Origin of the sequence: Nocardia amamiensis (assembly GCF_015477605.1) — a bacterium.
Lineage (GTDB): Bacteria > Actinomycetota > Actinomycetes > Mycobacteriales > Mycobacteriaceae > Nocardia > Nocardia amamiensis_A.
The window spans coordinates 40,411-53,746 of the sequence record NZ_JADLQX010000036.1 but is presented as its reverse complement, the minus strand read 5'-3'; the positions used below and the strand labels follow the sequence as shown (position 1 = coordinate 53,746).

Sequence of the window (13,336 nt, the reverse complement as noted above, 5' to 3'; positions counted from 1 at the left end):
ATGCGGACAATTCGCGGCAATCATTGAGTCGTGGTGCGATCACGAGCGCCTCGGGCAACCGTGAGCAGAACCGGCGAGGTCATCGATGCGGCGACGGCCTTCGTCGCAGCGGCGGTCGCCGGCGTCACGCTGTTCCTCCCGGTTGCCGTCCGCGCTCGGCCCACGGCGACGTCGTACCAGCTCACGGGTCTACTCAACAACGTGCCCCGCAGCGCCGCACTCGCGGTGATCGTCGCGGTGATCGTCGCGGTCGTGATAACCACCACCAGCCGGCCCGTGCTCGGGTGGGCGACGGCGGCGACGGGCTCAGTGGCTCAGGTGATCAACCACCTCGCCGCACCGCAAGTATCTTCCGCTGATCTGCTGACCACACAGAACTACCTCGACGCCGTGTGTGCCGCAGTGGTGCTCGGCGCGCTCGGGGCGGTGGTACTGCATCGGGCATTGCCCGCCGCAGGGTTTGCGCTGGGTGGCATCGGTTTCTTCGCGTTCGGCGGTCTGGCGCGATCCCTGGGTATCGACCCGAATCTGTACGCAGCATCGGAGGCCCCGCCGCGCTGGTTGATTGTGGCGACCGCGGCACTGCTGATCACCAGCACACTCCGTCACATGGCTCCGATCCGGGAGCCCGAGCCACCACGAATGGACGGCGAGCTGCCGTTGGCGCCGATCTTCGCGGCGAGCGTGCTGGCAGTGGTAGTGCTAACGGCCACCGAGTGGCTCGGCCGGCAGTTCAGCAAGGCACCTGACGACAGTCACGTGGTGGATATCGGGATCGTCGTGGCCGCGACGATCATCAGTGCGACCGCAGCGGCCATGCTGCTGCCTTGGCGCGACGGCGTCGGCGTGTACTTGGCCGTATGCCTCACGGCCGCAGCGGACGCGGTCGGTTACGCTCCCCGCCCTGCCTGGGCTGTAGCTCTGTTGATCATGCTGGCCGCAGTCGGCATAGCCGCAGGCAACCGGGCCCCCTCGACGGCCGTCGCCATCACGCTCATCGCGGGCATCGCGATCTTCGCCATAACTGGCTCGACAGGCGCCAGCAGCGTGGGTTTCGTCGCGATCAGTATCGTGATCGCACTGACCGCGGGCTACTGCTGCGGTGTGGCGCGCCCAAGCGAGGCGTCGAGCGGCGTGCTGGCAATCGCCGCGCTCTATCTCCCCACGGTGGTTTCGGTGTCGCCCTACGCAGTGCGGAACTGGCACGGCGAAGACCCGGCGCACAGCGCCACGCCAGGCATCGCGGCGCTTGCCCTTGCCATTGGCAGCGCCCTCGGACTCGTCGCGCTGTACAGATTCCGACCAAGCGGGCCATCGCATCTAGATGGCCGCTCCGAGGACGAACCGTCCGCGCAGACATGACAGTCAGCCCGACCGACACTCCTCAGCGATGGCGCATACCCCCCTGAGCGCGCGCAGTTGGTCGTACTCGGCAGTCGAGGGCGCGGCGAGTCGCGGGCGCCGCGCTCGGCTCCGTCAGTCACGCGGTGCTGCAAGCCAGCCGCATCCCAGTGCTCTTCGCTCCGTGCCGACAATGATCGCCTCGCCCACGCAACAATACAGCCACGCCATGCACACGCTTGGCCCCCTCTCGCGCGATCAACGACATTCCGACGTCGCGTTCGCCAGCCGAGCGTGCGCACGGTGCTATCGGTGGTGCTGGTAGACGTCGGGTATTCCGTCGTTGTCGTCGTCGCGGGTGTCTGCTTCGGCGATGCGCCGATAGGTCCGGTTACGCAGCCGCAACACCACAGCGGCCAAGAATGCGGCGGACAGAGTGCCGATGAGTACCCCGATGCGGACGTGGTCCTCCCGCAATGGGTCCTGCGCGAAGGCGAGTTCGCCGATGAGCAGGGACACGGTGAATCCGATACCGCCCAGCAGCGCGACCCCGCCCACGTCGATCCAGCGCAGGTCGTCATCGAGTTCGGCGCGGGTGAGTTTCGCGGTCAGATAGGTGGTGGCGAGGATGCCGAACACTTTTCCGCCTACGAGCCCGACGGCAATGCCGAGTGTGATCCGGTCGGTGAGAGATTCGACCAGCCCGTTCAGCCCCCCGATGGTGACTCCTGCTGCCAGGAACGCGAACACCGGCACCGCGACACCGGCCGAGATCGGTCGCAGGCGGTGCTCGAATTGCTCGGCGAGGCCGTGGTGTGCTGGGTTTCGCGCATCGTTGTCACCGGGTTTGCGGAGAACCGGAACGGTGAAGCCGAGCAGTACCCCGGCGACGGTGGCGTGGACGCCGGACTGGTGGACCAGCCACCAGGTCAGCAGAGCCAGAGGTACCAGGATCCACAGCGAGCGAATTCTGCGCTGCACCGCCACGGCGAAGGCGGCCAGGGGGATGGCGGCGAGTCCGAGGTAGGGCAGGTGCAGTTCGTCGGTGTAGAAGATCGCGATCACAGTCACCGCCAGCAGATCGTCGACGACTGCGAGGGTGAGCAGGAAGGTGCGTAACGCCGTCGGTAGATGCGAGCTGACGACCGCGAGGACCGCGAGCGCGAACGCGATGTCGGTGGCCGTCGGAATCGCCCACCCGTTGAGCGCATCACCATTGCGCAGGTTGAAGGCAATAAAGATCAGGGCGGGGCCCGCCATTCCCCCGACCGCTGCCACCACAGGCAGTGCCGCACGGCGCGGATCCCGCAGATCACCGGCCACGAACTCCCGTTTGAGTTCGAGCCCGACCACGAAGAAGAACACCGCCAGCAGCCCATCGGCCGCCCACGCCTCGAGCGGAAGACGCAAATGCAGGCTCTCGGGGCCGAGCTGGAAGTTGCGCAACGTCTCATACGCACCCGACCACGGCGTGTTCGCCCAGACCAGGCCGACGGCCGCAGCCGCGATCAGCAGGACACCACCAGCGGTCTCGGTCCGCAAGATCGCCGCGACCCGCCGCGCCTCCGACCAGGAACCACGCGAGAACAAGCGTAGGCGGGACTCCGGAACAGTCACTTCGAGCTTCGCCTTTCGCATATTCTTGCGGCCGGACGTCGGTGACGCGCGGCACGCCGGCAACCCTCAGCTTCGATCAGCCTGCGCGTTGGCGCGTGCCCAATACAGCGGCGCGGCAGTCCTAGTGCGTCTGGATCAGCGAATGCCGGACCGCGGGCAGCGCGCACGTGCGCATCCTTCGCTGGTCGGCCGGAGTCGGAGAAGTCGCGCAACGGCGTCGAGGCGGAGGTTCCGCGCCGTGTGGCTATCGCTCGATTCAGCATGATGTGCGCCCATCACTGGTCCGCCCGAACCCGCATCCGGGCCGGGTTTGCCGACCAGACTTCCCGGCGCTCCACCCGTAAAGATGCCGTATAGACACCCGCGGGCGCAAACCGACCGAGTCCCTTAGGCAGTGCGGGCACCACTCGGATGCGCACTTCGTTCAGCGTTGTCTGTCGACGCGGTCGAGGATCGTGGTCCGGGCAGCGGCCCATGGCCGCGCTGAGTTTCCATCACGACGGCCACTCCTCCCCCCGGGCGCATCCCGCAGACACCCTGCTGCCAACGCGCTAGCCGCGCCGCCCGTGGCGGCACCCGGGGCCGACAAGCGTCAAGCGGCCGATCGTGCCGATCGACCGGACCGGGGTCAGGTTCTACCACCAGCCGAGCAGTGGTTGTAGTTGGTGGCCGAGGGCATCGGCCAGGGAACGGGAGTAGCTGACCGTGAAGTGGTGTTCGTCGTGGTAGATCAGGATGTTGCCTTCGACGACCGCGCACACGGTGGGTTCGCAGACGGCGTCGCTGAGGTCGATCGGAAAGACGTTCGGGTAGCTGGACGCCGGTTCGAGCGCCGGGTTCACCTCGTCCAGCGCGTCTTGGCGGCGCATTCCGCAGCTGATGCGGTCTCCGCCTTTGGCGAGGCAGTCGATTGCCATGTAGCGGACCTTTTCCCGCCGCAGCCATGGCGTGTCGCGGATCGCGATCACGTTCAGGGCGCGCTCGGACAGCGCCGACCACACATCAAGGTACTCAGGTGGGGTTTCGTCACCGATGTCATCGCGTGGCCGGGTGCCGGTGGTGAACACCCAGTCCGGGCGATCGCCGCCGAGCCGGTCGATTACTTCTCGCGACCAATCCCGGCAGTCCGGGATGGGCTCGCCCTTGTACATCGCGTCCTCGGCGAGGGTGAGGGGGCAGCCCATCTTCAGATACACCTGAATCCGGAAGGAGTGTTCGGCGGCCAGCGTCTGCAACGCGGGTAACCAGTGTTCGGCATGGGAGCTGCCGACCACCGCTAGTGTGCGATCGGCGTCCAAGTCGCCGTAGGTACAGGTGATCATTTCGCGGGTGTCCCAGTCCGCGATGCATCCGTCCAGGGTCGGTGGCGGCAACTCGCCAGGAGCTTCGAACAGAGTAGGCCGCATCCGCATTTGCGGCACGGTCGCTCCGGAAACCAACGCTTCCGCCCCCGGATACAGCCTTGGATCCAACGCGCCGACCGCGTGCGGAGGGTTGATCCGGGCCACCACCGTCAGCCAGCCGCCGGTCGACGCCACCACAGCGGCGGCCAGCGTTGCCACCGCCACTACGGCCCCACGCCGCACCACCGGTGCCGCCACGGGCGCCGCCGCCTCAGCGCGCGGCTGTGCCCGTAGCCGTAGTGGTTCTTCCACCCATCGGTGCGTGATCCAGGCCAGCGCGATCGATGCGCCGACAACGACGATGCCGTCGGCAAGTCCGGCATGGGGTTGGCCGCGTTCGGCGAGATAGAAGATCAGGATCGGCCAATGCCACAAATACAAGGGATAGGCGATATCGCCGAACCAGCGCGCGGTGCTCGTCGCCAGCATCCGGTTCGGCCACGGCCGCTGGTCGAGAGGGAGATTGTTGCCCGCCACGATCACCGCGGCTGCGGCACCGACCGGCAACAGGGCGGCCGGGCCGGGGAATCGGTTTGCCCCGTCGAGAATGAGCCATCCACAGCCCACCACCCCCAGCGCTCCCCCGGCGGCCAGGACGGCACGGGTCACGCGCGGCGGTGACAGCAACGGCGCCATGGCGGCGAGCAAGGCGCCGGCCAGCAACTCCCAGCAGCGAGCGAGGCTGTCGTAATAGTTCCACCCCTGGTGGGTCTGCGCGCCGCGCCAGGCATACCAGAACGACACCACAGCCAGCACCCCGACTATCACCGCGAGCACAGGCCGCAGCACAGCAGACCGCCCGCTACGGCGAATCGTCCAAACCACCACGCCGACGGTCGCGACGGCGGCGAGGTAGAACTGGCCCTGCACCGACATCGACCACAAATGCTGCAACGGGCTCACCGACGGATCCGCCGCCAGATAATCCGACCACGTCAACGCCAAACGCCAATTCTGGCAATACAACAACGACGCCAGCGTCTGCGCCGACAGCTCCGACCACTGCGTATACGGCCGCATGACCACGGTCGCCACGACAACCGCAGCGAGGACGACAACCATCGCCGGCAACAACCGCCGCACCGTACGGCGCAGCGTGGCCTCCACCCCCGCCGACCCCGTCGACTCGGCGCGACGCAACAGCAACCCGGTGAAGAAGAATCCGGACAACACCAAAAACACGTCTACACCGCCGGAGACCCGGCCGAACCAGACGTGGAATATCACCACCAAACCGATCGCGACACCCCGCAGCCCGTCCAGATCCGCACGATAAGCGACCGACTCGCCCCGCTCCGACGAGGATGCGGCAGCGTCGCGGGAACCCGCAGGCGCAGTCGCCGCCTGAGGCGATCTGCCGGTCATCGCGCCCGGTTCCGCCACCCGGGATCCTGTGTGGTCACCCAGGAGTGGTTCGTTCGGTGGTGAACAAGAGTCGGCCATGACATGACAGTTCTCTTACCACAGGTGGTGAAACCTGCCGATTCTCGCCATCTTTCCGAGCACCGCTGTGCACCCGCACCCCATCACCAGCACGGCTGGTCACCCGCCGTGCAACGCGGACTCCGCCGACGGAATGCCATTTGCCTCGAGCGCGGCTTTACGGCATCTTTGCAAGTGGTGCGCCGGGAAGTCTGGTCGGCAACCCGACCCCCATGACCGCGGGTCGGGCCATCCGACGATCAGGAGCTCACGGTGCTCACGCAAATCGCGGTACGACGGCGACGGTCACGACCATGAGCCCTCGAGCCACAACCACCCGCAAACCATTCCCCCATCGCTTGTGTCGACGCACGCTGGCGGGCACCAAAGCCGGGTTCGGATTTCGGTGGCATCCCGAGCGTGGACGTCACCAGCGGCGATGCGGTCGATCCCGGCCTCGCCACACGCTCCGCGACGCCGATCTCGTTCGACAACTTCACCGCACGGGGGCGCTGCGGCCGCCCGCCGGAAGTCGCCACCGGTCCTTGCGCTCGCGATCACTCGACGCGCTGCAGCGTCCAGTCCCAACGCGACCTCGACATCCTCGCGTTACACCCACGCGGCCTTTCACGCCGCAGCGCCTGCCGTGATGCTCGGAACGGGACAACGCTTCGAGATGTCGTAACGAAAGGAACCGTGTTCATGACATTGAGCGACCACAATGCGGCCCGACTCGAGCACCTACGCATGGCTCTGGGATGGGATCCGGTGCGACGCAGCCTCTTCGGCTCCAACACCAAGGACATCGACCTGAATGCGGCGGCATTGTTGTTCGCCGAGGACCGCATCGCCGATGTCGTCTATCACCAGCAGCTCAATTCGCGAGACGGCTCGGTGCGACATTTCGGGGACAGCACCACCGGGGAGGGTAAAGGCGACAACGAGGTGATCACCGTCGATCTGACCCGGATTCCACCGCAGATCACCACCATCATTTTCCTTGTCACCTCCTACACCGGCCAAACCTTCGACCAGATCGAGAACGCGTTCTGCCGCGTGGTCGACACGGTCTCCGGCGACGAGATCGCCCGCCATGACCTCAGCGCCGATACTTCCCACACCGGCCTGGTGATGGGCAAAGTGTCACGGACCGGGGCGAGCTGGCGGTTCGAGCCGATCGGCGAGGCCATACGCGCACAACATCCTGTCGAGGCGATCCCGCAGATGACCCGGTTCCTGACGCGATCACCAAGCCCACGAACAGGCGATTAACAGATGCTCAGGTATCGGTGCGTGGCACGGAACGCGCGACGCCCACTTCAACAACAGGGCCCCATGTCTTGGGCAGTCGGCGGGAGCCTGGTCCTCAGCGCAGGATTCGCCGGGACACCAGTGTCCGGCAGTAGAAGACGAATCCTGCTGTCAGCAGGAGCACCCCGAGATCGAACAAGGCCAAGCGCGGTCCGAGGATCTGCCAACGGTCGCGGAAACCGAAGGTGAGGATGTCGAGGATCACTTGGCCGGCCAGCCCGGTCATCGCGATTGGCAGTGTCCACCGGGTGCGCAGCAGCAGCAGGATCGCGGCGAGCAATCCGCCCCAGACTCCGATGGACCAGAAGATGGCCGGTAGGGCTGGATAATCGGTGAAGTACTGGATCTGCTCGTTGTTGTAGTTCTGCGATCGGAAGTAGTCAGCGTTCTCGCTGAGCGCCATCACGTAGTCGTAGGCACCGCCGAGATTCAGCAGGACGAACAGGGCGCCGACGCCCCAGAGGTGCCAGGGCGCCGCGCGCCGCGTGTCGGGTGCGGTCTCATGCATTGTCGGCCTTCCTGCCGGTTGCGTCGCTTCTCGAGTGGTTGCGGATCTGTTGGAGCAGTTCGGAGGAGCCTTGCAGATTCCGCAGCGGCACTTGGAGTTTCACCAGTGCCAGCCCTTGTTCGGGATCGCCGAGAACCAGCAATCTGTCGCCGGGCGCGATGCCGTGATCACCGCGCGCGTGGCCGGGATCATGATCTGCCCTCTCGCACTGACGGTTACCGCCCCGTAGACCCGCGCCCTCCCGGACCGTATGAGGGTGCTTCATCCTCTGCCATCGACCGTGCACCTACCCTCCCTTCCGTGAAATACACGCAATACCTGCACAGCGCTGACCGGTGCGGAGGTGATCTCCAACGGTGTTCCGGCGTTCCGGAAGCTAAGGCACGCAACGCCGCTGTGACGGTGGCGGCGATGGGAGCCAGCTCCACGGTCGGGAGGGCTACCACAGGGGCGATGACGCCCGGAGTACGAGCAGCCGATCGGATGCTCGCAGCCGCGCCTCGCCAGGGTCGTCGCGCCAGTGGATCCGGCCGCCCCGCGCGACGGCCAGGACGAGGGGTCCGCACAGGCTGAGGCACTGTCCGATCTCGCTGCTGCGGACAGCGCGTTCGGCCACCACCAGCTCGGAGTGAGATCGCAGGGCACGATCGAACTGGGCGGGCAGGTCGGGGCGGCGCACGCTCAGCCCGAGCAGTCGGCCGGTGAGTTCGCCTGTGACCACGACTTGATCGGCACCAAGGTATTCAGCGATCGATTTCCATCCCGAGCGCCGCAGCAGGGTGCAGATCGATGCGTCGTTGTTGAGGCCGCGGACAGCGGAGGTGATGCGCACGCCGGAGTGGTCGTCGGATACGGCCACGGCGATGCGCTCGGCGTGGGCGACCCCTGCCTGATGGAGCACGGTGAGGTCGTGTCCGTCACCGAGCACGGTGGTGGCGCCGTCGCGGCGGGCTTCGGTGGTGCGTGCGGTGTCGGTGTCCACGACGACGAGGTCGGATCCGAGTCCGCCGTCGGACACGGCATGGGCGGCGCTACGCCCGGTGCTGCCGTAACCGATGACGATCGTGTGTGCGGCCATAGCGGGGCTCCTGGTCGGCGAGCGAGCGGTTCTCGATACGCCGACCAGACTTCCCGGCACTCCGGCGGTAACGGTAGCAGGTGGAACCCGCCTCTGCGGGGTATCCCGGCTCAGCCGGAGCTGGGGCGATTGCGTCAGCCGGAGAACGGCAGTAATTTGCGGAACGTTGCCCGACAAGGCGAATGCCGCCCACAGACCACCCCAACCCGAGGACATCAGGTGGACAGCCCACGCGAGACCGCGCACCGTTCCGGCGGATGGCGCCCCCTGTGGTCGAGTGTCGCCGTCGCCGTCGGGCGCCTGCTACCGAGTGCGAGGCATCCTGCCCGGTTGGTGGTGTTCGGTTTCGGTGCGGTGACGGTGATCGGCACCGTGCTGCTGATGTTGCCTGCGGCTGCGGAGTCTCGGACGGCGACGGGGGCGGTCACGGCGTTGTTCACGGCGGTGTCGGCGGTGTGTGTCACAGGTCTGGTGGTGGTGGATACCGAGAGTCACTGGTCGATGTTCGGGGAACTGGTCATCCTGGGCCTGATCCAGGTCGGTGGCCTGGGCATCATGACGCTGGCGTCGCTACTCGGGTTGCTGGTGGCCAGGCGGATGGGGCTGCGGATGCAGCTGATCGCGCAGTCGGAGACCAAGACGTTGCGGCTGGGTGAAAGCCGCCGGGTCGTGGTCGGGGTGATCCGGATGAGCCTGCTGGTCGAAGCGGTCACCGCGGTCGCGCTCACGCTGCGATTCCTGATCGGATACGACGAGACCGGCTGGCGGGGCGTGTATCTCGGTGTGTTCCATGCGATATCGGCCTACAACAACGCGGGATTCGCACTCTACGAGGACAGTCTGGTCGGGTACGCGACAGATCCGTGGATCATCGCTCCGATCACGGTCGCCTTGGTCATCGGCGGGCTGGGATTCCCGGTGGTGTTCGAGGTCACCAGATCCCTGCGCCGCCAGTCCGGTGCTTCGATGCCGCGCCGGTGGTCGCTGCACACCAGGATCACGCTGATCACCTACTTCTTGCTGGGCGTGATCGGGATAGTGGCGGTGATCGCGTTCGAATGGTCCAACCCGGACACTCTGGGGCCGTTGAACACCGCCCACAAGTTCCTGGTGGGCGGATTCCACGGATTGTCCCCGCGCACCGCGGGCTTCAACTCCCTGGATGTCGGCGCGATGCACTCCTCGACGCTGTTGATCAACGATATCTTGATGTTCGTCGGTGGCGGCAGCGCGGGCACCGCGGGCGGGATCAAGGTGACCACCTTCGCGCTGCTGGCGTTCGTCATCATCGCCGAGGTGCGAGGCGAGCCGACCGTGCACGTGATGGGGCGGCGGCTGGCGGCCCCCGTACAGCGGCAGGCGGTGACAGTGGCGCTACTCGGTATCGGGGCGGTCGTCTCGGGAACGATCACGCTGCTGACGATCACCGGCATGGACCTGGATGTGGTGCTGTTCGAAGTCGTGTCGGCCTTCGGCACAGTGGGGTTGTCGACGGGGATCACCGCTGATATCCCGAATCCGGGGCTTATCGTTCTGATCGTGCTCATGTTCGTCGGACGCCTGGGCCCGATCACTCTCGCTACCGCGTTGGCGCTGCGGGAGCGCCGCCGACGCTACGAGCTACCGGAGGAGCGACCCATTGTCGGATAGAACGTCACGCAAACAGGGAACACGAGTGGTGGTGATCGGGTTGGGCCGCTTCGGGAGCGCGCTGGCCCGCGAACTGGTCACCCACGGTTCGGAGGTGCTGGCCATCGACTCCGATCCGCGTCTGGTCCAGCGTTATTCCGACGAACTCACTCACGTCGCGGTGGCTGACACCACGGACATGGAGGCGCTCCAACAGCTGGGGGTGCCCGACTTTCCCCACGCGGTGGTCGGGATCGGCAGCAATATGGAAGCCAGCATCCTGACCACGTCACTTCTTTCGGAATTCCAGATCCCCAGGATCTGGGCCAAAGCCGTCAGCCGACAACACGGTCAGATCCTCGAACGCGTCGGCGCCCACCATGTCGTACTGCCCGAACACGACATGGGCGAACGGGTCGCGCATCTGGTGGCCGGCCGGATGATCGACTACATCGAGTTCGACACCGACTACGCCATGGCCAAGACCGTCGCACCGAAGGCCGCGATCGGAAAAACACTCACCGCCAGCGCACTGCGACAGCACTTCGACATCACCGTGGTCGCGATCAAACACCGCGGCGGCCAATTCACCTACGCCACCGCCGACACCGTCGTCGCCGAAGGCGACCAGCTGATCGTGTCCGGCCACATCGAAGAGGTCGAACGCTTCGCCGACATGACCTGACGTCGTCATCGGAAGGCGGCGAGGGCGCCACGGTGCGGTGGCGCCCTCGCGTGGGGTCAGTTGGTCACGTCGCGCTGGTTGAAGCGGATGAGTCCGGAGCCGATCAGGACCAACGAGATCGCGACCAGGACTGCGGCGTCGGTCCATTGGATACCGTTACGGAGCGGTTCTCCGCCGATGTAGTAGTGGAAGGGCGAGAGATATTTCAGCCAGTCGGCGCCGATGACACCGGCGAGGCTGTTGGCGGCGTAGGCGAGCACTCCGATACCCGCGGTTCCGGCCAGAACGGGGCCGCGTTTCCCGGTCACGGCGCCGACACCGATGGCCAAGGCGCCGAAAACGATCGCCAGCAACGTCAGGTTCACACTTTGAGCCGCGAACTCGCCGATGCTGACCGAATCGAGATCGGCGGACGAGCGAATCGCCACCATCCCCAGCAATACCACTGCCCCGATCGCCACGGCGCCGGTAGCCAAGGCAGCGAATCGTTGCAGTACCAGCCCGGTGCGGCTGACCGGATACGCCAGCAGCAGATCCAGGTACCCGGACTCTTCCTCGCCGGCGATGGCACGCGCACCGAAGGTCACTCCGAAGAACATCGCCAGCAGCGGCAGCAGCAGCCCGAACACACTGGAGCCGAGATAGCCTGCGGCGGAGGTCATATCGTTCAACCGTAATGCCTCACGCATCGCCTCCGGGTAGCTGCTCACCGCTTCGGCCATACCGCCTTCGGACACTTGGGGGTAGAACCCGGCATACATCAGGCCGACCGCGGCCGTGCCGACCGACCAGGCGATCAGCGATCGACGGTTGTCGACCAGGGTCTGGGTGTAGATGTCAGGCAGCATCGGATTCTCCGGTGTAGTAGCCGTGGAACAGGTCCTCGAGCGCGGGTTCGGTGACCAGCAGCCCCGTCACGCGGTGGGTGGCGATCCTGCGCAGCAGTGCGTCCGGGCTTCCGGTGACCTGGCAACGCAGGATGGTGCCGTCCACCTGGACATCCCGGACAGCGGGCAGGGCGGCGAACTCGGCGACTGGTCACCGGCTCGGCGAAAGTGACCTCTACATCGCGCACGGCATTGGCCCGTAGCCCGGACACAGTGTTCAGTGCGACCAGTCGACCCTCACGGATGATGCCGACCCGGTCGGCGACGGCCTCCACTTCGCTCATGATGTGGCTGGACATGAACACCGTCTGCCCGTTGTCGGAGGCCTCGGCGACCATGTCCAGAAAGATTTGCTGGCCCAGCGGATCCAGACCCGAGGTCGGCTCGTCCAGGATCAGCAGCTGCGGGATGTGCATGAACGCCTGAACCAAGCCTAGCTTTTGCCTGTTCCCCTTGGACAGGCTGCTGACCTGCGCGTCCTGATCCAATTCCAGGCGCTCACACAATGCGTCGATCCGCTGCGGCGCGACCCCACCGCGCAGCGCTGCGAGGAACCGCAACATCGCGCCCACCCGTTGCCGTCCAGGAACAACGAAGTCTCCTGCGAGATAACCGATCTCCGCGTGCAGCCGCATCGCGTCCCGACGAGGATCGAGACCGAGCACGCGAGCACTGCCCGCCGTGGGCCGGATCAGGTCCAACAGCAGCCGGATGGTTGTCGACTTGCCGGCACCGTTCGGGCCGAGATAACCGAAGACCTCACCTCGGCGGACCTCCAGAGACAGATCTACCAGCCCGCGGCGCGCGCCGTAGGTCTTGGTGAGCCCTTGCAACTCGATCACATTCACCATGCATCAACGCTAACGAAGTTTCAGAGATTTGTAAATATTCAGAACCTTTGAGGTTTGCTAAGCTTGAGCCCGTGGGAACCAATGAGCGATTGCGGGCCGCCGCGGAGAAGCTGGCCTTGACGCTGTCCGACGGCGGTGGGATGCAACGCACTACCGCACGCGTGATGACCGCGTTGCTCTACACCGAACAAGACACGATGACCGCCGCGGACCTGTGCGCAGAGCTGTCGATCAGCTCCGGCGCGGTCTCGACCGCAATCAAACAACTCATCCCCGTCGGCCTGATCGAACGCGTACCCGCCCCCGGCAGCCGCCGCGACCATTACCGCTTCCGCGCAGGAGCTTGGGCAGCATTGATGTCGCAACAGAACACGATGCTGGCCACCATGCGCGACGCCGCCCAAGAAGGCATCGACGCCGCCACGCCAGACACCGCCACCGCCACGCGCCTCCACGAAATGCAAGACTTCTACACCTACATGACCGACGAACTGGTCCCCCTCATCGAGCGCTGGCGCGAGCAATACACCGCCGAACACGACTCCGCCGAACTTCGCCGCCGCAAGCCCGGCCGTTGAGCTTTACTACGCGAAGAAGACCCTTG

General features: G+C 65.9%; 12 protein-coding genes. 6 read left to right on the top strand and 6 right to left on the bottom strand.

Features of this window, described 5'->3' with window-relative positions; all coding sequences use genetic code 11:
• Positions 1–60 precede the first annotated feature (60 nt).
• A complete protein-coding gene (locus IU459_RS31675) occupies positions 61–1,362 on the top strand; it encodes a hypothetical protein (protein ID WP_195133264.1) in 1,302 nt (433 codons plus the stop codon).
• A 285-nt stretch (positions 1,363–1,647) separates the two neighbouring features.
• Here IU459_RS31675 and nhaA read toward each other — a convergent pair whose 3' ends face one another.
• Positions 1,648–2,979, bottom strand: a complete 1,332-nt coding sequence (gene nhaA / locus IU459_RS31670) for a Na+/H+ antiporter NhaA (RefSeq protein WP_195133263.1) — start codon at positions 2,977–2,979, stop codon at positions 1,648–1,650.
• A gap of 614 nt (positions 2,980–3,593) precedes the next feature.
• On the bottom strand, positions 3,594–5,726 hold the full coding sequence (locus tag IU459_RS31665; RefSeq protein WP_195133283.1) for an acyltransferase family protein: 2,133 nt from the start codon (positions 5,724–5,726) through the stop codon (positions 3,594–3,596).
• Between the two features lie 759 nt (positions 5,727–6,485).
• Here IU459_RS31665 and IU459_RS31660 point away from each other — a divergent pair.
• Positions 6,486–7,055 (top strand): TerD family protein, encoded by a 570-nt coding sequence (locus IU459_RS31660; protein ID WP_228838804.1) that lies wholly within the window; start codon positions 6,486–6,488, stop codon positions 7,053–7,055.
• A 94-nt stretch (positions 7,056–7,149) separates the two neighbouring features.
• On the opposite strand, the gene IU459_RS31655 is transcribed toward IU459_RS31660, so the two are convergent.
• Positions 7,150–7,602, bottom strand: coding sequence for a hypothetical protein (locus IU459_RS31655; RefSeq protein ID WP_195133261.1), 453 nt, complete (start codon positions 7,600–7,602; stop codon positions 7,150–7,152).
• A gap of 34 nt (positions 7,603–7,636) precedes the next feature.
• Here IU459_RS31655 and IU459_RS31650 point away from each other — a divergent pair, with 34 nt between their 5' ends.
• The gene (locus IU459_RS31650) at positions 7,637–7,831 is read left to right on the top strand and encodes a hypothetical protein (protein ID WP_195133260.1); all 195 of its coding nucleotides are present in this window, start codon (positions 7,637–7,639) and stop codon (positions 7,829–7,831) included.
• A gap of 210 nt (positions 7,832–8,041) precedes the next feature.
• Here IU459_RS31650 and IU459_RS31645 read toward each other — a convergent pair whose 3' ends face one another.
• Positions 8,042–8,680, bottom strand: a complete 639-nt coding sequence (locus IU459_RS31645; RefSeq protein ID WP_195133259.1) for a potassium channel family protein — start codon at positions 8,678–8,680, stop codon at positions 8,042–8,044.
• Between the two features lie 219 nt (positions 8,681–8,899).
• Between IU459_RS31645 and IU459_RS31640 the strand changes: the two genes are divergently transcribed.
• Positions 8,900–10,330 (top strand): TrkH family potassium uptake protein, encoded by a 1,431-nt coding sequence (locus IU459_RS31640; protein ID WP_440446549.1) that lies wholly within the window; start codon positions 8,900–8,902, stop codon positions 10,328–10,330.
• Positions 10,320–10,994 (top strand): potassium channel family protein, encoded by a 675-nt coding sequence (locus IU459_RS31635; protein WP_228838803.1) that lies wholly within the window; start codon positions 10,320–10,322, stop codon positions 10,992–10,994. The genes IU459_RS31640 and IU459_RS31635 overlap by 11 nt, the downstream gene beginning before the upstream one ends.
• Positions 10,995–11,050: 56 nt before the next feature.
• Here the strand turns inward: IU459_RS31635 and IU459_RS31630 are convergent, their stop codons facing one another.
• The gene (locus IU459_RS31630; protein WP_195133258.1) at positions 11,051–11,842 is read right to left on the bottom strand and encodes an ABC transporter permease subunit; all 792 of its coding nucleotides are present in this window, start codon (positions 11,840–11,842) and stop codon (positions 11,051–11,053) included.
• Positions 11,791–12,732, bottom strand: a complete 942-nt coding sequence (locus tag IU459_RS31625) for an ABC transporter ATP-binding protein (protein WP_228838802.1) — start codon at positions 12,730–12,732, stop codon at positions 11,791–11,793. The genes IU459_RS31630 and IU459_RS31625 overlap by 52 nt, the downstream gene beginning before the upstream one ends.
• Before the next feature lie 140 nt (positions 12,733–12,872).
• On the opposite strand from IU459_RS31625, the gene IU459_RS31620 reads away from it, so the two are divergent.
• The gene (locus tag IU459_RS31620) at positions 12,873–13,310 is read left to right on the top strand and encodes a MarR family transcriptional regulator (protein ID WP_228838808.1); all 438 of its coding nucleotides are present in this window, start codon (positions 12,873–12,875) and stop codon (positions 13,308–13,310) included.
• Positions 13,311–13,336 lie beyond the last annotated feature (26 nt).

What these genes read in the sequence shown, in the direction of transcription:
- nhaA (WP_195133263.1), bottom strand. Translation starts at nt 2,979, where the DNA reads ATGCGAAAGGCGAAGCTCGAAGTGACTGTTCCGGAGTCCCGCCTACGC.
- IU459_RS31665 (WP_195133283.1), bottom strand. Translation starts at nt 5,726, where the DNA reads ATGACCGGCAGATCGCCTCAGGCGGCGACTGCGCCTGCGGGTTCCCGC.
- IU459_RS31660 (WP_228838804.1), top strand. Translation starts at nt 6,486, where the DNA reads ATGACATTGAGCGACCACAATGCGGCCCGACTCGAGCACCTACGCATG.
- IU459_RS31655 (WP_195133261.1), bottom strand. Translation starts at nt 7,602, where the DNA reads ATGCATGAGACCGCACCCGACACGCGGCGCGCGGCGCCCTGGCACCTC.
- IU459_RS31645 (WP_195133259.1), bottom strand. Translation starts at nt 8,680, where the DNA reads ATGGCCGCACACACGATCGTCATCGGTTACGGCAGCACCGGGCGTAGC.
- IU459_RS31630 (WP_195133258.1), bottom strand. Translation starts at nt 11,842, where the DNA reads ATGCTGCCTGACATCTACACCCAGACCCTGGTCGACAACCGTCGATCG.
- IU459_RS31625 (WP_228838802.1), bottom strand. Translation starts at nt 12,732, where the DNA reads ATGGTGAATGTGATCGAGTTGCAAGGGCTCACCAAGACCTACGGCGCG.
- IU459_RS31620 (WP_228838808.1), top strand. Translation starts at nt 12,873, where the DNA reads ATGCAACGCACTACCGCACGCGTGATGACCGCGTTGCTCTACACCGAA.